Raw genomic sequence first — 20,229 nt, 5'->3', positions numbered from 1 at the left:
ATCTAAACGTTACTACATTAAATCAATGTTAACTAGCGTTTCTGTAATAGTATTATCTTTACTTTTGAGCAAATCAATCCAATTTAAATACCATGAAAAAGAAAGACATTAGGATACTTTTAGTAGATGATGAACCAGACATCCTAGAGATAGTGGCCTATAATTTATCTGCGGAAGGTTATGATGTTTATACGGCAAAAAATGGTGCTGACGGTGTGGCAAAAGCAAAAAAGAAAATGCCACATCTTATTATTTTAGATGTAATGATGCCGGAGATGGATGGTATTGAAGCTTGTGAAATTTTAAGAAGAACGCCTGGTATGGAGAATACCATTATTACCTTTTTAACTGCTCGTGGCGAAGATTATTCTCAAGTAGCAGGTTTTGATGCTGGTGCAGATGATTATATTACAAAGCCCATTAAGCCAAAAGTGCTTGTAAGTAAAGTAAATGCTCTTTTAAGACGTATTAAAAATGATGTAAATACTCAAGAAGATATTACTAAAGTTGGTGATATCGTTATTAATAGAGAAGAATATAAGATTATTCAAAAAGGAAAAGAGATTATTCTACCTAGAAAAGAATTTGAACTATTGGCACTCTTAACTTCTAAACCTAGTAAGGTTTTTAAAAGAGAAGTTATACTGGATAAAGTTTGGGGTAACGAAGTTGTAGTTGGTGGTAGAACTATTGACGTTCATATTCGTAAGCTTCGTGAAAAAATTGGTGAAGATCATTTTAAGACAGTAAAAGGAGTAGGATATAAGTTTGTATTATAGATGTCCGTACACTTACGTTCTAAAAAATCGTACCGATTTGCCTTTCGCTCATCTTTATATATTGCTATAACAGGGACAGTATTTTTGGCGCTTTTGTTTTGGTCATTTAGTATATTTAATTGGCTTCTATTACTTTTATCTGGAATACTTTTCTTCACAATTTCGTTTGTTGTACTACAAATTAGAATAGATAAATTCATTTATAAAAAGATTAAGAAAATATATGACGATGTTGCGTTGTTAGAATCAACTTCTCTTTCTACCTACCCTATAACTACGGACATGAGAACATTAACAGCTGAAATAGAAAAGTTTGCTAAAGACAAAAAAATAGAAATAGATACCCTAAAAATTAGGGAGGAGTATAGAAAAGATTTTTTAGGAAATGTTTCTCACGAGTTAAAAACACCACTGTTTACTGTGCAAGGTTATATTGAAACCTTATTAGATGGTGCTATTGACGATAAGAATGTTAGAAAGAAATACCTAATTCGGGCAAATAAGGCAGTTGATCGTTTAATTTATATTGTAAAAGATTTAGATTTAATAACAAAATTAGAAGTTGGTGACCTTAATTTAGATAAGAAGTCATTTAATATTATTGAATTAATACAAAGTGTCTTCGACCTATTAGAAATGAAGGCCGCTAAAAAGAACATCACCCTTACATTCGATATTGCATATAAAAAGCCAATTCTGGTATATGCCGATAAAGAAAAAATACAACAGGTGCTTACCAATTTATTGGTCAACTCCATCAAATATGGTAACGAGAATGGGACTACAGAGGTAAGTGTAGAAAACTTAGTAAAAAATAAAGTAATTGTTAGGGTAACTGATAATGGTGAAGGTATACCTGCTGTACATATTCCAAGACTTTTTGAGCGATTTTACAGAGTAGACCAAAGTGGTAGTAGGCGCGAAGGCGGTTCTGGCTTAGGTCTTGCTATTGTAAAACATGTTATAGAAGCACATGGTGAAAAAATATATGTAGAAAGTGCTGTAGAAGTAGGCTCTGAATTTTCATTTACACTAGAAAAAAGTAACTCTCAATTAGAAGTCAAGCGATAAAGGCTAACCCTCTCTTTTTTCTTAGCTTTGCCCCAGTTTATATTCAAAAATTGTGGGAAGTAAGAATAAATTAAAAAGATTTCAGGAAAACGAGACATTTTCAAACGTAATTCAACCAACAAGAGATGAAGTGGTTGGTGGTTTTCCATTGAAAGGAAAATGGAATACCCATTTCAAAAACGATAACCCTATTGTATTAGAACTGGGTTGTGGTAAAGGGGAATATACCGTTGGGTTGGCAAAGAAATTTCCAAATAAGAATTTTATTGGGATTGATATAAAAGGCGCCCGTTTTTGGAAAGGTGCGAAAGAAGCGGTTGAACGCGATTTTTCTAATGTTTGTTTTATACGAACCCAAATAGAATTGGTGGATCATCTTTTTGGAAAAGAAGAGGTCTATGAAATTTGGATTACCTTCCCAGACCCGCAAATAAAATATAAACGTACCAAACACCGTATGACGAATGCGGCATTTTTAAAGCGCTACAAACAAGTTCTTAAACCTGAAGGAACGGTAAATTTAAAAACAGATAGCGAGTTCATGCACGGCTATACTCTGGGCTTACTGCATGGACTTGGTTTAGAGGTGCTTTATGCCAACCACGATGTTTATAAAAACGAAGGTAGCCCTAAAGAAGTCTTAGAAATACAGACTTTCTATGAAAATCAGTATCTTGAAAAGGGAAAACCTATTACCTTTATTAGGTTCAAGGTAAACTAAGTCAATGCAACAGTTGCCAATCTTATTTTTCTTCACTTTCGGTGCTGCATTTTTAGCTTCTTTACCGCCGGGTTTGCTGAACTTAAATGCGGCGAAAACCAGTGTTGAGAAAGGAAAAGCCAACGGAATCATTTTTGCTCTTGGGATTGCTGTAGCGGTTATGTTGCAAACATATATTGCGGTTCGTATTGCAAAATATATTTCTAGAAACCAGCATGTAATTGAAGTCCTTTTACAATTGGCATTGGTCATATTTTTTATTTTGGCTATTGTGTTCTTTATAAAAGGTAGAAAGCAAGAAAATAGGCCTTTGGTACTCGCAGAAACAAAGAAGAGAAATAGCTTTTCTAAAGGTGTGTTTTTGGCTTTAATTAATCTTTTGGCAATCCCTTATTATAGTGGTTTAAATACGGTATTTCATGCTCATGGCATTATGAGCTATAGAATAATAGATGAGATTTTGTTTATTTTGGCAGCTGGTAGTGGTACTTTCTTCGCCATGTATTTATATATTATTTATTTTAATAAATGGGAGCATAAAACCAAGTCTTTTTCCAAGAACAGTAATTATATATTAAGCGGATTAATGGTGTTGTTGTTTGTAATCACCGCTATTCGATTATTTAATTAAAAGATAGGAAACAATGAAACCTGAAAATGAGAATTTCTTTGAAAGAGTATATCAGGTGGCACGGTTAATTCCTGAAGGACGGGTGACATCCTACGGAGCAATTGCCAAATATTTAGGTGCGGCCCGTAGTGCAAGAATGGTAGGTTGGGCAATGAACGCATCGCATAATATAGATGATATCCCCGCACACAGAGTAGTGAACAAGGTAGGACTCCTAACCGGAAAGCATCATTTCGATGGTACAAATCTCATGCAACAACTGCTGGAAAATGAGGGTGTGGAAATCAAGGAATTGAAAATAGTTCAGCTAGAAAAATACTTCTGGGACCCTTTTACGGAACTTAAAGCAGAATTATAATGCTATTGAAAAGTAAGTGTAAAAGTTGTTGTTTCGTTTGATGATACACGAATGGATCCACCATGCATTCTCATAATTTGCTTGCTTAAACTTAACCCGATACCCGTTCCTGTATTTTTAGTAGTGAAAAAAGGAACAAATATTTCATCTAGCATTTCAGGAGAAATCCCGGGTCCGTCATCAGTAACAGTTATATATTTTTTTCCTTGTGCCTCTATTCCAGCTCTTATGACAATGCTTCCCTCATCTTGATCTTCAAGCGCTTGTTGAGCATTTTTACCTAGGTTTAGTAGTATTTGTGTAAGTTGTTTTTCGTCGATATAAAGTTCTAGATTCTCAGGCTCGGAGGATACCTCTAAAGTAATGTTATGACCACTGGTGTACTCTTGTAATAACAGACGTACTCTTTCTAAAATCTTGGCGGCTGGTATCAACTCTCTATCAGGTTCGGGTACACTTAAAAATGTACGGTACGATTGTACAAAACTCATTAAATCATTTCCCTGTTCTTTTATGACTTCAAGACCCTTTGCAGAATTTTTTATCTGCAATTCTCCAAATTCCTCGGGCGTAGAAAGCACATTTCCTTTCTTAAAGTATTTTAAAATAGATTCGGATATAGAGGTAATGGGTGTAATGGTATTCATGATTTCGTGAGTTAATACTCTAATCAGTTTTACCCAAGAATCGGTTTCTTTATCGTCCAGTTCTTTTTGAATATCATGGACAATGACCAATAGTAATTTCTTTTCTTCAATGGTAATTGGCGTACACTTTAAGGTGAGCTCCTTTTTGCCACGCTCGTTCTCTAGGGCATATAAAGTACTTTCAAAAGGTTCAAGTGATTCAAACATATTATAGAGGTTTGGGTCTATCTGATTTAATTGCTTCACATGATTTAATGGCCTATAATTAAGAAGATCTTGTACAGTAGGGTTGGCATATAATATATGACCCTTTTCATTCACAGTGAAAATACCAATATCCGCTTGACGTAAAATCTCTTGATAATACTGCTCCTGTGCTTGTTTTTTAACATGAATATCTTGAATCATGTTATTCAACATATTTAAGCTATGGTTTAGTTCTTCAATAGATTTTACACTCAATTTTTCAGGAAAACGCAGGGTAAAATCCTCATTTTTTATAGCATCAAAGAAATAGGCAATTTTTCTATTGGTTTGGTTTACATAATGTATGAGTCCGTAAGTCTGACCAATAAATACGATACTTAAAATAACACTGAGTAAATAGTGTTCTTTAAAGAATAGAAATGCCGTTAATAAGGCGCAAATAGCAATAAGGATAATCCTGAATACAAGTTGGTAGTATATACTTTTGCTGACCATTATTTACTAGATTTTTTAAGTTTATTGTATAACGTTTGTCTAGAAATACCAAGTTGGTCGGCCGCAGCACTATAATTTCCGTCGTGGTCATGAAGTGCTTTGGTAATCATAACCAATTCCATTTCCTCAAGGGTTTTTGGTCCGCCTTCTAAAGAAACCGTTGTTTTGGTGTCCAATAGAAAATCAGTCGGCTTTAATATATTTCCTTCGGATAATATAACGGCACGTTCCATGGTGTGTAAAAGTTCCCTAACATTACCTGGCCAAGGATAGCTCATTAATTTCTCTTGCGCAGATTGATTTATTTTTAAACTAGGCTTACCATATTTATTGGCGAATTTTTTCAGAAAGAAATCGGAAAGAACAAGCACATCGCCATCTCTGTCTCGCAATGCCGGTACCTGTACTTGAATCGTGTTTATTCTGTATAAAAGATCTTCACGAAATAGTCCTTCAGCAACCATTTGATCCAAATTACAATTGGTGGCACAAATTAATCGAATATCAACAGGGATAGACTTATTTGAACCCACACGTACAACTACTCTGTTTTGAATTACAGATAGCAGTTTCGCTTGCATTTGCAACGAAAGGTTTCCAATTTCATCTAAGAAAAGTGTTCCGCCATTGGCAGCTTCAAACTTACCTGCGCGATCCTCTTTGGCATCGGTAAATGAACCTTTCACGTGCCCAAAAAGTTCACTTTCGAACAAATTTTCAGAGATAGACCCCATATCCACAGAAATAAAAACCTCATTATTTCTAACCGATGATTTATGGAGTTCTCTGGCAATTAGTTCTTTTCCTGTTCCATTTTCGCCTGTAACTAAAATATTTACATCTGTTTTGGCAACTTTTTGCACTAGATTTAAAACACTGTTTAGTGCTTTAGAATTCCCAATAATGTAATTTGAATTCTGATTGATAACCTGTTTAAGATTACTTTCTTTCTGTTTTAAATGTTGTACCTCTTTTTGAGATTTTCTTAGCTCGTAGGCAGATTTTACCGTAGTTAATAGTCGCTCGTTGTTCCATGGTTTCAGTACAAAATCGGTAGCACCTTCTTTGATAGCTTCAACCGCAAGTTCCACGGCACCATAAGCTGTCATCATAATAACTGAAATATGAGAAGCTTTCTTTTTTATCTCTCGTAACCAATATAATCCCTCGTTACCTGTATTCACTCCCGCTGAAAAATTCATATCTAATAATATGATGTCAATTTCCTGCAAGTTTGGAAACGAGGTGAGCAGGTTGGGGTTAGATATGGTTTGTACGCTTTTGTATTCAAATTGTAATAAAATCTCTAAAGCGCTCAATACACTTTTGGTATCATCTACTACTAATATTTTAGCATCTATCATGGTAACAATCTATTAACTCATTTAAATCTACACATAGAAGTTTGTATTTTCATAGTACTGTAAAAATATTTGACATTATATGTACAACATTTTTACACTAAAAATTTAAAGCTAAGTTTTATTTTAATATAACTAACTGTTAATCAATATTTTAAAATTATGGCACGTATATAGTATAGAGAATGGCATACCAATTAAGAAATGAATCAAAAATTTAAAATAACGACACTTTTACTACTCTCTATTTGGGGGTCTATAATTGCGCAAGAAATTTGGACATTAGATAAATGTGTTGCTTTTGCATTAGAGCATAATTTACAGTTAAACGACTTTAAATACACCAACCAATCTAACAGAGAAACGTACCGACAGTCGGTTCGCAACCTATTGCCATCTGTTAATGCAAGCGGTAATTATAGTATTAATTATGGTAGGGCAGAAGACCCAAATACAGGTACATATGTAAATCAAGATTTTTACTCCAATAACTATTCCTTAGAATCATCTATTGATTTGTTTCAAGGATTTCAGAAAATTAATTCTATAAAGGCATCTAAGTTGTTGTACAAAGCAACGCAAGAAGAAGTATTACAGCAAAAATATTTGTTGGCATTTAGAGTAATGCAAGCTTTTTATGATATTCAGTTTTTCGAGGGGTTGGTAGAAATATCAAAAGAGCAGTTAGCCGTATCACAATCGAATTACAATTTAGTAGAAAAGCAGGTAGAATTAGGATTAAAAGCTGGTGCGGATTTGTACGAGGCAGAATCTTTATTATTGACCGATAAGTTGAATGTTACCCAAAGTAAAAACCAATTGGCGGCAGCAAAATTAACTTTGATTCAAGAAATGAATTTGGAGAATACATCGGAAATAGCAATTCAAAAAGATTTAAAAGAAATTGTTTCTGTATTTGAGAGTCAAGAAATGAAATCTGATTCTGTTTATAATGAAGCAAGGGATTTTATACCAATGATAAAAGCACAAGAATTTAGAGCGAAAGCGGCTAAAAAGCAAGTTGCGGTATCAAGAGGGAGTCTATATCCTTCCCTCTCGTTCTTTGCAGGTATCGGTACTGGGTATTTCGAAACTTTTAGAGATACTTTAGGGAATACATTACCTTTTAGGGAACAGTTTAGAGATAATACATCACAATATATTGGTGTGAATTTAAATGTACCGATTAGTAATGGCTGGTCTGCAAGGTCGAGAGTAAAGCAATCTAAAATAGAAAAGCTTCGAGCTGAGAATAATTTAAAAACGCAAGAGCAAGAATTATTTCAAGCCATACAAAAATTAGTGCAAGATTATAATTCTTTACTGGTAGAATTGGTACAGAGCAATCAGAAAATGGATGCTCAGAATTTAGCATTCACCATTGCACAAAAACGATATGAAAAAGGATTGATAAATGCCTTAGAGTTGTTTACCGCCAAAAATTTATACGCCAGTGCACAGAATGAAAATTTGCAAGTAAAACTTCGTTCAGAAATCAATAAAAGCACATTAGATTTCTACAGAGGATTACCGGTATTCAATATAGATTAGTATTAAGTACATAGTATTAAGTAGGAATTAAAAAGCACGAACAACGAACACGATCAACCAACAACGAACAACGAACAACGAAATAAGATGGATATAAAATTAGAAAAGAAAAAAGGACTTAAGCCAAAACACTTCGGCTACATTGCATTAGGTGTATTGCTATTATTTGTTGGGTATCAACTATTGTTTGCAAGTTCCGTATCAACTTTTAGAACAGAAAAAGATAAGCTTTCAATCGCTGAAGTTACAGCCGATAAATTTGATGACTACATAACAATTAACGGTAATGTAGCGCCAATAGCCACTATTTATATGGATGCCTATGAAGGTGGCCGTGTAAGCGAGAAATTGATAGAAGAAGGTGCCATGGTGAAAAAAGGAGACATCATCTTAAAGTTAGAAAACATGAACTTGTACGAGCAGATTTTGGCTAGTGAAAGTAACTTGGCTTTGAAGCAAAACGATTTGCGTTCCACGAAATTAAATTTCGATTCTAGACAAGTGGAAGGTAGAAAATCATTGGCGACAGCAAGTACAGATTTACAACGTTTAAAGAGAAATTATGAGCAGAACAAAGCATTGTTCGATGATGAATTAATTTCTAGAGAAGCGTTTCAGTTATCAAAAGAAAACTATGAATTATCTCAAAAACAATATGAAATTGTAAAGCTACAAACCGAACAAGATGATGAATTACGAAAAACATCATTAAAGGGTTTAGATACCGATTTAGCACGTATGCATAAAACCTTAGGAATGGTGTACCAAAGACTAGATCATTTAAATGTGCGCGCTCCTGCAGATGGTCAATTAGGATTTTTAGATGCTGAAATTGGTCAAAGTATTGCTCAAGGACAACGAATTGGTCAAATAAACGTACTGACGGATTTTAAGATTGAGGCTGATATTGATGAGCACTACATTGACAGAGTAAAAAGAGATTTAGTAGCGGTTTTAGAACGTAACGGTACCGAATTTCCATTGCGATTACGAAAAGTATATCCAGAGGTAAGAAATGGAAGATTTAAGGTGGATTTGGTATTTACCGATAACAAGCCAGAGACCATCCGTTCGGGACAGAGTTACAATATTAAATTGCAATTGGGAGAATCTAACGATGCACTTTTATTACCAAAAGGAAGTTTCTTTCAAAGCACTGGTGGACAATGGATTTTTGTTGTGAATCCTGATGGAGGAGAAGCAATTAAGAGAAACATTAGAATAGGAAAGCAGAATTCTAGATTCTATGAAGTGTTAGAAGGTTTAGAACCTGGCGAAAAAGTAATTACAAGTAACTATGATAATTTCGGAGAGGCCGAAAGAATAGTATTAAAATAGCTTCGGCTTCGCTCAGCTACCAATAGAGTTCAGTTTCGAACCCTGAGCGTAGCCGAAGGGGTAAAAGGACGAGAGAATACTATTAAAATAAAAAACTGTCACATCTGGGGAAACTCGGTGTCATTATAACAATCAAAATAACAGTAATATGATAACCATTACAAATCTTAAAAAAAGTTTTAGAACAGAAGAAGTAGAAACCTTGGCATTAAACAATGTCAACCTAAAAGTGGAGGATGGCGAGTTTGTCGCCATCATGGGTCCTTCTGGTTGTGGTAAATCTACCCTATTGAACATTATTGGAATGTTGGACAATCCTACTGATGGCAGCTACAATTTTGCCGGTAATGAAGTAGGCGGACTAAAAGAGAGTCAGCGTACACAATTACGAAAAGGGAATTTAGGGTTTGTTTTTCAAAGCTTTAATCTTATCGATGAACTTACGGTATTTGAAAATGTAGAGCTACCATTAATCTATTTAAAAATGGGTAAAGCAGAGCGTAAGGAAAAAGTAATGAAAGTGCTAGAGCGTATGAAAATAGCACATAGGGAAAAGCATTTTCCGCAGCAATTATCAGGTGGTCAACAACAACGTGTAGCCATATCTAGAGCAGTAGTAACTAATCCGAAATTAATATTAGCCGATGAGCCAACAGGTAACTTAGATTCTAAAAACGGAATAGAGGTAATGAACCTATTAACCGAATTAAACCAAGAGGGAACCACAATAGTTATGGTAACGCACTCTGACAGAGATTCGCATTATGCGCACAGGGTAGTAAATCTATTCGATGGTCAAATAGTAACAGAAAGTCAGAACCGAGCAATCGGTGCTATGATGTAGATCCCCCATGCCCCCGAAAGGGGTTTTAAAAAAAGAGTTTATTTATCAATCAATTATCAATTTTGTTCACAGAGCGGAGTCGAAGACAAATCAACCGAAAACCAAACTTATCCCTTAATCACGGATAATAAAGTATAGTCAATCAATCAATCACCTAACCATTCCCCCTCCTTTGGAGGGGGCTAGGGGGAGGAAAAATCAAAAAATCATGTTTAGAAACCATCTTAAAATTGCTTGGAGAAGTTTAAAGAAAGACAAGCTTTTTGCCGCCATTAAAATTGGCGGTTTCGCTGTTGGTATAGCAGCCTGTCTTTTGATAGCATTGTTCATTCGCAACGAGGTGGGTTATGATCAACACTACGCCAATAAGAATCAAATGTACAGGGTAGTGTTAGAGGGTATGTATAAGGGTGAAGTAATGAAAAGTACACATTTTCAACTGCCTTTTGCAGATGCCTTACAAAGCGATTTTCCTGAAATCATAAAAGCAGGAAAAGTAAATTCAACAGGAATATTTGGAGCAGGTAAACGTGGTATCCGATTAGCAGGAGAGACACAAAACAATCTAGAAGACGGATTTCTACTTGCAGACCAAGAAGCATTTGAGATTTTAGAAGTTCAGCTCGAACAAGGTAATGCCAACACAGCATTGGTAAATCCGAAGAGTATAGTCATCTCAGAATCTAAAGCAGCAAAATATTTTAAAGATGGGAAAATTATAGGGGAAACCATTATTTTGGATAATGATGCGAGTACGCCTTATACCGTAACCGGCGTAATGAATGACGCACCAAAAAATTCACATGTAACGTACGATTTTTTACTTCCTATAGAAGATACCAATGCAAGTTGGACGAACCAGAATTACTTCACTTATGTTTTAGTAGACCCCAATACTGATATTCAACAACTGGAGCAAAAAATGGTTTCTATAGTTGAAGATTATATCATTCCAGCACAAAAAGAACGAGGTCGCGCACCGGATTTTATCGAAGTGCTAAGAACCATGGAATATAAATTGCAGCCGATAACAGATATTCATCTGTATTCGGACATTAAAATGGCAGATGGTCTAAAACATGGCGATATACGTTTTATTTGGCTTTTTGCAGCCGTTGCCGGCTTTGTATTGCTACTAGCGGTTATCAATTTTATAAATCTTTCTACTGCAAAATCAGCAAACAGAGCAAAAGAAGTAGGGCTTAGAAAGACTATTGGAGCATACAAAAGCAATTTGGTAACTCAGTTCATGACAGAATCTATCTTGTTCAGTTTTGTGTCATTTATACTTGGTGTATTACTAGCATGGGCATTGTTACCTTCTTTTAATGCCATCGCATCAAAAACTATAGAAATGCCATGGTCGGCAGGGTGGTTTATACCTATCATTTTAGTTGCCGCGCTTGTAGTAGGTTCACTGGCGGGCTTATATCCGGCATTTTATTTATCGGCCTTTAAACCGGTGAACGTTTTAAAAGGAAGTTTGAGTATTGGTAGTAAAAGCGGAAAATTAAGAAGCGGACTCGTTATTTTTCAATTTACCACATCGGTGATTTTAATAATTGCCACATTGATTATTTATCAGCAGATGGATTTCATTCTTGAAAAGGAATTGGGGTATGATAAAGAACAAGTGGTTGTTCTTGAAGGAACCGGAGTTTTAGGAAATAATGCCGAAAATTTTAAAGAACAATTACTGCAATTGCCACAAGTAAAATCGGCGACCATATCTAATTATTTACCGGTAGATGGCGGCAGCAGAAACGGTAATACATTTAGACGAAAAGACGAAGGTCAGGAAGGTAGAGGCATACCTGCCCAAATTTGGAGAGTAGATTACGATTATATTAAGACCTTAGGAATTACCGTAAAATCAGGCAGGGATTTTTCTAGACAATTTGCTTCAGATTCTTTGAATTCTATTATAATTAATACCAAAATGCAGCGAGAGCTTGGCTTGGATAATGCAGTTGGTAAGGAAATAAATAATAACGGGCAATTATTCACCGTAATTGGTGTGGTAGATGATTTTCATTTTAAATCTTTAAAAGAAGATATCTCGTCATTGTCATTAGTAATCGGCAAAGATTTAGGGGCTATATCACTAAAATTGGAGAAAGGAAATGTGAATGAGGCATTGGCATCTATAGCATCGGTTTGGGATAAGAATGTTCCTAGTCAATCTATTAACTACAGCTTTTTAGACCAAGAATTCAGTCGCATGCATGATGATGTTGAACGCATGGGAAAAATATTCAACAGCTTTGCACTATTCGCCATATTGGTCGCTTGTTTAGGTTTGTTTGCATTGTCCGCCTTTATGGTAGATCAACGCAAAAAGGAAATCAGTATCCGCTTGGTATTAGGTGCGCCTTTCAAAAGCATTTACAAATTGCTCACGCTAGATTTTATGAAGCTTATTTTGGTGTCCATCGTAATTGCCATTCCTGTGGGTTGGTTTATGATGAGCCGATGGTTAGAAGATTTCGCCTATCATATCACCATTGGTTGGAGCATATTTTTTGTTGCTGCGTGTATAGCGCTGACTATTGCCATACTGACGATAAGTTATCAGTCCGTTGGTGCAGCATTAATACAGCCATTAAAAAGTTTACGCAAAGAATAATTGTCTAATCCTCATTCCTTCTCTAAAGGGAGTAAAAAGAACATTATGATAAAGAACTATATAAAAATCGCTTGGCGAAACCTTTGGAAGAACAAAGGCTATAGCATGCTGAATATATTTGGTTTGGCAATAGGCATTACCTGTGCTGCAACGATTTTGCTTTGGGTAGAAGATGAGGTTGGTTATGATGCTAATTTTGAGAAGCAAGATGTAGTGTATTATGTACCGACCAATCAAGAGTACGAAGGGGAATGGCGTACATTTTTTCAGGCGACTCCCGGTCCGTTAGCAGAAGTTTTAAAAGTTGAAGTGCCAGGCATTGTTGGGTCTGCACGAACAAAAGGAGAAGATTTTTTATTTCAAGTAGGAGAAACGTCCATCAATAAATTTGGGCGATATGCAGATCCGGACTTTTTGAGCATGTTCAGTCTCTCATTCGTAGAAGGTAATTTAGAAACCGCTTTTAATGATGTAGATGCCATGGTCATCTCACAAGAAACGGCTACCCAATTATTTGGGGAAAATACTTCAGCCATTAACAAGGTAATTAAAATAAACAACTTAGAGAGTTACACCGTTTCAGGAGTTTATGAAGATTTGCCGCACAATGTAACCTATAGTTTTGACTGGGTTGTTCCATTTGAGCGGTTTGCACAAGATAATGAATGGGTAAAGGAGTACGGAGCCAATTTTTCAGACACTTTTGTGGAACTTTCTCCCGAAGCAAATTTTGATGTTGTCAATAGGAAAGTAAAAGCAATACTTCCTATGAAAACGGAAGATGACGAAACAATCGCCTTTTTATTTTCTATGAAAGACTGGCATTTAAAGTCGGTATTTGAGGGAGGTAAAAATATAGGAGGGCAAATAACTTATGTAAGACTGTTTAGCCTAATCGCCATAATTATTCTATTAATTGCCTGTATCAACTTTATGAACTTAGCTACGGCTAGAAGTGAAAAACGAGCAAATGAAGTGGGTGTACGAAAGGTATTAGGCTCAGGAAGAAAAGGCTTGATTTCTCAGTTCATGGCAGAAGCTATCATCACGGCAACATTATCTGCTGTACTAAGTGTGGTGTTGTTAAAATTATTGGTGCCCCAGTTTAATATGATGATAGATAAACAGCTAGACTTTAGTCTGTTCAATCCTATTCATATAGCAGTACTATTGGGAATTACCCTGATATGCGGATTGGTAGCAGGTTGGTATCCGGCGTTCTATTTGTCTTCTTTTAGACCTGTAGATGTGTTGAAAGGAGCACGCAGAACAAAAGGCAGCGCATCGTTTATTAGAAAAGGATTGGTAGCGACACAATTTGTAGTATCCATCGTATTTATCATATGTACTATTATCGTCTACCAACAAGTACAACATGTAAAGGGGCGCGATCTGGGTTACAATAAAGAAAACCTAGTGAAGATTCCTGTTACCGGAGATATGATTAAAAACTTCAACCCGATAGAAGCAGACATGAAAACTACAGGGATGATAGAAAGCATCGGACTCATTAATTCCGATATTTTATCCGGCGGAAATAATACATCGGGATTAAGTTGGCAAGGCGGTGTAGATACAGAAGATGTATTGGTGTCTGTACGTGATATTACGGCAGATTTTTTTAACACTGCTGGCTTGGAAATCATTGAAGGACGAGGATTTAGTAACAATCCCGCTCAAGATAGTGTCAATATAATTGTTAGTGAATCGTTCGCAAAATTAATGGGGAGCGGCAGCGTTATTGGTAAAACTATAGAAGAAGATTACCCGGTAATTGGCGTAGTAAAAGATTATGTCTATGACGACATGTACGGTTCTAGTGACCCGGTCATATTTTTTAATGACCCAAGCCAAGGGCGTTTTATGTATGTAAAAGCGAAGCCGGGCGTAGCAACAACAGCGGCATTGGCTACAATGGAGGCATCATTGAAAAAGTTTAATTCCGCTTTTCCTTTCGAGTATGAATTTGTTGATGACACCTATGATGCCAAGTTTAAAAGTGAAAAGTTGATAGGTAATCTCTCTCAGGTATTCGCACTGCTTGCCATTCTAATTTCTTGTTTAGGGTTGTTCGGCTTATCAGCCTTTACAGCAGACCAACGTAGAAAAGAAATAGGAGTGCGTAAAGTATTAGGCTCTAGCATTACAGGAATAGTAGGCTTGTTGTCTAAAGATTTTATGCGCTTGGTGTTCATGGCAATAATCATCGCTATACCCATTGCATGGCTACTGATGCAAAACTGGTTAGAAGGGTATGCATATCGTGTAACCATTAATGCTTGGGCATTTGTTATAGCTGGGGCAGTGGCAATACTAATAGCTTTATTTACTATCAGTTTTCAAGCTATCAATGCAGCAAGGGTAAATCCTGTAAAGAGTTTACGGTCGGAGTAAAATCCCATCCCCAGCCCTTCCCGAAGGGAAGGGAGTCAATAATAATCACCAAGCCATTCCCCCTCCACTTGTGCTGAGCGTAGCCGAAGTATTGGAGGGGGTTAGGGGAGGAAAAAAACGAGAATCATGTTTAAAAACAATTTTAAAATAGCTTTTAGAAATGCATTTAGATATAAGAGCAATAGCATCATCAATATATCTGGATTGGCAATTGGGTTGACCTGTGTTATTTTGATAGCCCTTTTTGTAACCGACGAATTAAGTTACGACCAATTTTTTAATGATGCCGACCAAGTGTATCGGGTTAATTTAAATGGTAAAATGGGCGATGGTGAGTTCTATGCTGGTTACACTCCCCCTCCAGCGGGCGAAACACTGGTTGCCAATTTCCCGGAGATTGAAAGTTATACCCGTATTTATAGACCAGGCGTAGATGTTCTTGAGTATTCTAACGGTACAGAAAAACAAATTTTTAATGAAGAAAATGTTTTTGCAGTAGATGCCAACTTTTTAGAAGTGTTAAGTTATCCAATGTTAAAAGGTGACCCAAAAAGTAGTCTTCAAGATGAAAATAGTGTAGTTGTAACCAACAGTATTGCGAAGAAATATTTTGGAGATGTTAATCCATTAGGTAAAATTCTTTTCTATGGTAAGGAAAGAAAACCATTGAAAGTTACCGGAGTATTAGAGGACATGAGCAATCTACATGCATCTGTAAAATTTGATATGTTAGTACCTGTCTCTAATTTTGAAAATGTAAAACGTTTTAATTGGAGCTGGGTATGGCTACAAATGGCGACATATGTAAAGTTGACCGATAAAGCAGCTGCGAACCCCAATGCAATTGCTCATTTAGAATCCCAGTTTCCAGAATTGATAAGAGTACATGCGGCAAACGCTTTTGACAGAATAGGTCAGCCTTACGAAGAGTTTTTAGAAAATGGTAATAAATGGGATTTACACTTACAGCCTTTAACCGATATTCATTTACATTCTGGTGAAATAGAATCTGTAATCTCAGAGCAAAACAATATTAAAAACTTGTATATTTTTGCGATAATTGCGTTTTTTATTATAATACTTGCCTCGGTTAATTTTGTCAATTTAGCGACGGCGCAAGCGGCAAAAAGAAGTAAAGAAATTGGCATTCGAAAAGTACTGGGTTCACCTAGAGTTCAGCTTATAAAACAGTTTCTAGCGGAAGCCATTTTTTATACCGCGGTATCTACACTTTTGGCTGTGTTATTGGTTTGGATATTATTACCATTTTTCAATCAATTGGCAGGTAAAACAATCTCTTTCAATTCCATTTTTGAAAATGGTATTTGGTTATTTATTATTGGTCTTAGTTTGCTGACTGCACTTTTGGCGGGCATCTACCCGGCATTTTATCTGACTTCGTTCAAAGCGGTAAATGTGTTAAAAGGAGTATCAAAAGTATCTAACAGTAAAAGTGGATTCGTTAGAAACGGATTGGTGGTCTTTCAGTTTACGGTGGCTATAATTATGATTATCGCCACCAGTATTGTATATCTGCAACTAAACTATACACAAAATCGTGATTTAGGATATGATAAAGAGAACTTATTGGTGCTACAAAACACAGAAAAATTAGGTAGTAGTGAAGAAACATTTAGGTCAGAACTAGAAGCTTTATCTGAAGTAAAAAGTGCGGCCATTTCATCGGGAATGATTACAAGGGGCAATTTTGGGGACTTTTACACTCCAGAAGCAAGTAATACCGAAGATAATATTGCAAAAGACATTTCATTACAGTCCTTTTTGGTTGATGAGCATTTTATGTCAACCTTAGACTTAAAGCTGATAGAAGGTAGAGGTTTTGATACCAATTTTAATGATTCCTTATCCGTAGTAATTAATGAAGCCGCGGCAAAACAAATAGGATGGGAAAACCCCATTGGAAGCATGATTCAGTATCCTGGTGGTAGAATGGAATCGTATAAAGTTGTTGGTGTTTTAAAAGATTTTAATTTAGAGTCGCTGCATAGTCACATTACACCATTTGCTCTATTCTCGAATACTTCAGAAAGTTATGATACGGGTGTTTCATATATCACCTTAAAAGTAAAATCTGATAATATTGGGAAATTGATGTCCGCCATTGAGAATAAATGGAATGCCTATCAACCTAATGTTCCTTTTGAATATTCTTTTCTAGACGATGATTTAAACACCGGGTATATATCCGACAAGAGACAAGCAAATTTGTTTGGTGTGTTTTCATTCTTGACCATATTTATTGCTTGTATGGGCTTATTAGGTTTAATAGCATTCAACGCCCAGCAAAAAACAAAGGAAATTGGAATAAGAAAAGTTTTGGGTGCAAGCATTGCCGAAATAGTACAATTGCTTGCCAGCGATTTTGTGAAGGTAATTGTAATTGCCATGTTGATTGCGTCACCTGTTGCATGGTATTTTATGGATAAATGGTTGCAAGATTTTGCATATAAAATTGACATTCCTTGGTGGGTGTTTCTATTATCTGGTGGTATGGCTTTAGTCATTGCAATGATAACAATGGGGTTTCAAGCAATAAAAGCGGCAATTGTAAATCCTATAAAGAGTTTACGCACGGAGTAAAATCCCATCCCCAACCCTTCCCGAAGGGAAGGGAGTAAATAATAAACACCAAGCCATTCCCCCTCCTTTGGAGGGGGCTAGGGGGAGGAAAAAAAAGAGAATTATGTTTAAAAATTATCTAAAAATAGCTTGGAGAAATCTTACCAAGAACAAAGGGTATTCAATTATTAATATTGGCGGACTAGCAATTGGCATGGCTTGTTTTCTAATGATTATAATGTTCATAAACAACGAACTTTCATATGATAGCTATCATGAAAAGGGAGATAATATCTATAGAGTTGTACACCATATGGGTTCTGGAGAAGTAAAGGACAAATGGATTTGGGGCAATGCTCCAGTTGGTTCGGCACTTAAAGAAGATTTCTCAGAGGTTGTTGAGAAAGTACAATTTTCGGGTAGGTCAGATGTTTTGTTAGAATATAATTCCAATTCTTTTCAAGAAAGTGATTGCTTTTATGTAGATGCTTCGGTTTTTGATGTATTTACATGGCCCTTGGTTTCGGGCAATCCAAGAACTGCCTTAGAAGCACCATATTCTATTGTGTTAACTGAGAGCACTGCAAAAAAATATTTTGGTAATGAGGACCCAATGGGTAAAGTAATTGAAGGTGTTGGTGGTAGAGCCAATGATGGGCAGTACACAGTTACAGGTATAATGAAAGATGTACCTCAGAATTCACATTTTAGTTTTGATGTATTGCTTTCTATGAGTTCATTTTATCAATCTAGACCTGAAATTTTTGATGCTTGGGGCTACGTAGATTTTTACACCTATTTTTTGGTAGGCGATAATTTCAATGTCGATGCCTTTCAATTAAAAATGCCTGAATTTTTAGATAAGCGCCAAACAGAAGAAGAAAAACAATATTTCTACAATCTTAATTTTGAGCCACTAAAAGATGCGTACTTAAAATCCAGTGCTGTTCGTCAACCAGGTATTGTAGGCAGCCTGCCAAACATTTACATTTTTGCAATTATTGGACTTTTTATTCTTGTAATAGCAAGTATCAACTTTATGAATTTAGCGACTGCAAGATCTATGGAGCGGGCAAAAGAAGTAGGGGTTAGAAAGGTGATAGGAGCCGATAAAAAAGGACTTGTATATCAATTTTTAGGTGAGTCTTTAATCATGGTTCTAATAGCTGCAATAATTGGGCTTGTAGTGGTTTTTGTCTGTATACCATGGTTATCTAACATTACAGGAAAACAGTTTAATATGAATGAAGTTTTTAACTCCTTCATGTTACCATTGTATTTTGGTACAGCGATTATTACCGGTTTATTTGCAGGTAGTTATCCTGCGTTTGTATTATCTAGCTTTAAGCCTGTTAGTGTTTTAAAAGGATTGGTAAGTTCATCGCCACAAGGAGTTAATCTAAGAAAAGGCTTGGTAATTTTTCAGTTTAGCCTCTCTATAGCTTTAATAGCGAGTACGGTAATCGTTTATTTTCAATTAGGGTTTATGCTAAACAAAAATTTAGGCTTTGATAATGAGCAGCAACTGGTCATAGATTTTAATTGGGATGGTCAAGTTTTAGACAATATAGAAACTGTAAAAAGCGAATTTAAAAATCTGCCCGAAGTAATATCGGTAGCGGGATCCCGAACAGTACCGGGCAGTCATTTTCCGGCAGCGGGTACAGAGATCGAAACTTTTGAAGGGAGTATGGAACATTTTGAACCCTTTTTGTACGAAATTGATTTTGATTTTATTCCTCATTATGAAATAGAAGTAGTGGCAGGACGAGCATACTCAAGAGAATTTGTAACAGATTCAGTACAGGCAATGATTGTAAATGAAGCAGCCGTTAAGACATTTGGCTATGCTGACCCAGCCGATATAATTGGCAAGAAATTTCAGCAATGGGGTAGAGAAGGAACTATTGTTGGTGTTGTAAAAGATTTTAATTATTTATCGCTACATCAAGAAGTAGCACCATTATCCATGCGATACTCACAGTACGGTAGGTATATTTCTTTAAAAGTAAAGACAGATAATATGCAACAAGCTATTACCAGTATTGGACAAAAATGGGCAGAGTTAGCACCGCATAGACCATTTTTATATAGTTTTTTAGATGATAGTTTCAATGAACAGTATCAAGCCGATTTTAGGTTTAAAAAGCTTTTTACCATTTTCTCCTTTTTAGCAATTTTAATAGCATGTTTGGGATTGTTTGGTTTAGCCACCTATAGCGCTATGTTACGCACCAAAGAAATTGGAATAAGAAAAGTTTTGGGTGCCGAGGTTTCCAGTATCGTAACACTGTTATCAAAAGATTTTATAAGATTAGTATTGATATCCATATTAATTGCAACACCTTTTGCGTGGTACGCTATGAATAAATGGCTGAATGTGTATGCCTATAAAATTGATATTAGCTGGTGGGTGTTTGCTTTGGCGGGTCTAATTGCAGTGTCTGTGGCTATACTTACGGTAAGTTATCACGCTGTGAAATCTGCAAGGGCTAATCCTATTAAAAGTTTACGAACGGAGTAATATCAGTTGTAAATATATTAGACACAAATCGTCCAAATATTGGACACTTAATGTTTTGATTAAATTTGTAATTAACTAATAATCAGTAATTTGTATTAGTGG

Annotated in this window: 14 protein-coding genes; 12 read left to right on the top strand and 2 right to left on the bottom strand. The window is 35.8% G+C overall.

The window, feature by feature from the left end:
- Positions 1 to 92 precede the first annotated feature (92 nt).
- Genes BTR34_RS06530 through BTR34_RS06510 form a run of 5 tightly spaced genes read left to right on the top strand, consistent with a single transcriptional unit; the run spans position 93 to position 3,560 of the window.
- Positions 93 to 779, top strand: coding sequence for a response regulator transcription factor (locus BTR34_RS06530; RefSeq protein ID WP_068485248.1), 687 nt, complete (start codon positions 93 to 95; stop codon positions 777 to 779).
- Positions 780 to 1,850 (top strand): sensor histidine kinase, encoded by a 1,071-nt coding sequence (locus BTR34_RS06525; RefSeq protein ID WP_068485247.1) that lies wholly within the window; start codon positions 780 to 782, stop codon positions 1,848 to 1,850.
- A 52-nt stretch (positions 1,851 to 1,902) separates the two neighbouring features.
- Positions 1,903 to 2,571 carry a tRNA (guanosine(46)-N7)-methyltransferase TrmB gene (gene trmB, locus BTR34_RS06520; RefSeq protein ID WP_068485246.1) on the top strand — a complete coding sequence of 223 codons (669 nt, stop codon included), beginning with the start codon at positions 1,903 to 1,905 and terminating at the stop codon, positions 2,569 to 2,571.
- 4 nt (positions 2,572 to 2,575) lie between these two features.
- Complete coding sequence (locus BTR34_RS06515) at positions 2,576 to 3,202, top strand: LysE family transporter (RefSeq protein WP_068485245.1); 627 nt, start codon at positions 2,576 to 2,578, stop codon at positions 3,200 to 3,202.
- A 13-nt stretch (positions 3,203 to 3,215) separates the two neighbouring features.
- Positions 3,216 to 3,560 (top strand): MGMT family protein, encoded by a 345-nt coding sequence (locus tag BTR34_RS06510; RefSeq protein ID WP_068485244.1) that lies wholly within the window; start codon positions 3,216 to 3,218, stop codon positions 3,558 to 3,560.
- A 2-nt stretch (positions 3,561 to 3,562) separates the two neighbouring features.
- On the opposite strand, the gene BTR34_RS06505 is transcribed toward BTR34_RS06510, so the two are convergent.
- The gene (locus BTR34_RS06505; RefSeq protein WP_068485243.1) at positions 3,563 to 4,909 is read right to left on the bottom strand and encodes a sensor histidine kinase; all 1,347 of its coding nucleotides are present in this window, start codon (positions 4,907 to 4,909) and stop codon (positions 3,563 to 3,565) included.
- Positions 4,909 to 6,273: a sigma-54-dependent transcriptional regulator gene (locus tag BTR34_RS06500; RefSeq protein WP_068485242.1), complete on the bottom strand. Its 1,365-nt coding sequence runs from the start codon at positions 6,271 to 6,273 to the stop codon at positions 4,909 to 4,911. The genes BTR34_RS06505 and BTR34_RS06500 overlap by 1 nt, the downstream gene beginning before the upstream one ends.
- 201 nt (positions 6,274 to 6,474) lie before the next feature.
- On the opposite strand from BTR34_RS06500, the gene BTR34_RS06495 reads away from it, so the two are divergent.
- The 7 genes from BTR34_RS06495 (at position 6,475) to BTR34_RS06465 (ending at position 20,127) form a co-directional block, all read left to right on the top strand.
- Positions 6,475 to 7,821, top strand: coding sequence for a TolC family protein (locus BTR34_RS06495; protein WP_068485241.1), 1,347 nt, complete (start codon positions 6,475 to 6,477; stop codon positions 7,819 to 7,821).
- Between the two features lie 87 nt (positions 7,822 to 7,908).
- Positions 7,909 to 9,159, top strand: coding sequence for an efflux RND transporter periplasmic adaptor subunit (locus tag BTR34_RS06490; RefSeq protein WP_068485240.1), 1,251 nt, complete (start codon positions 7,909 to 7,911; stop codon positions 9,157 to 9,159).
- Between the two features lie 148 nt (positions 9,160 to 9,307).
- Positions 9,308 to 10,003, top strand: a complete 696-nt coding sequence (locus tag BTR34_RS06485; RefSeq protein WP_068485239.1) for an ABC transporter ATP-binding protein — start codon at positions 9,308 to 9,310, stop codon at positions 10,001 to 10,003.
- A gap of 208 nt (positions 10,004 to 10,211) precedes the next feature.
- Positions 10,212 to 12,629, top strand: coding sequence for an ABC transporter permease (locus BTR34_RS06480; protein ID WP_068485238.1), 2,418 nt, complete (start codon positions 10,212 to 10,214; stop codon positions 12,627 to 12,629).
- Positions 12,630 to 12,674: 45 nt separating this feature from the next.
- Positions 12,675 to 15,023, top strand: coding sequence for an ABC transporter permease (locus BTR34_RS06475; RefSeq protein ID WP_068485778.1), 2,349 nt, complete (start codon positions 12,675 to 12,677; stop codon positions 15,021 to 15,023).
- Between the two features lie 126 nt (positions 15,024 to 15,149).
- Entirely contained in the window at positions 15,150 to 17,624 is a 2,475-nt protein-coding gene (locus BTR34_RS06470; RefSeq protein ID WP_068485237.1) for an ABC transporter permease, read from the top strand.
- Between the two features lie 103 nt (positions 17,625 to 17,727).
- Positions 17,728 to 20,127 (top strand): ABC transporter permease, encoded by a 2,400-nt coding sequence (locus tag BTR34_RS06465; RefSeq protein WP_068485236.1) that lies wholly within the window; start codon positions 17,728 to 17,730, stop codon positions 20,125 to 20,127.
- Positions 20,128 to 20,229 lie beyond the last annotated feature (102 nt).

Origin of the sequence: Maribacter hydrothermalis, from assembly GCF_001913155.1 — a bacterium.
Taxonomy (GTDB): Bacteria; Bacteroidota; Bacteroidia; order Flavobacteriales; family Flavobacteriaceae; genus Maribacter; species Maribacter hydrothermalis.
This window is presented reverse-complemented; position numbering and strand designations above follow the sequence as displayed.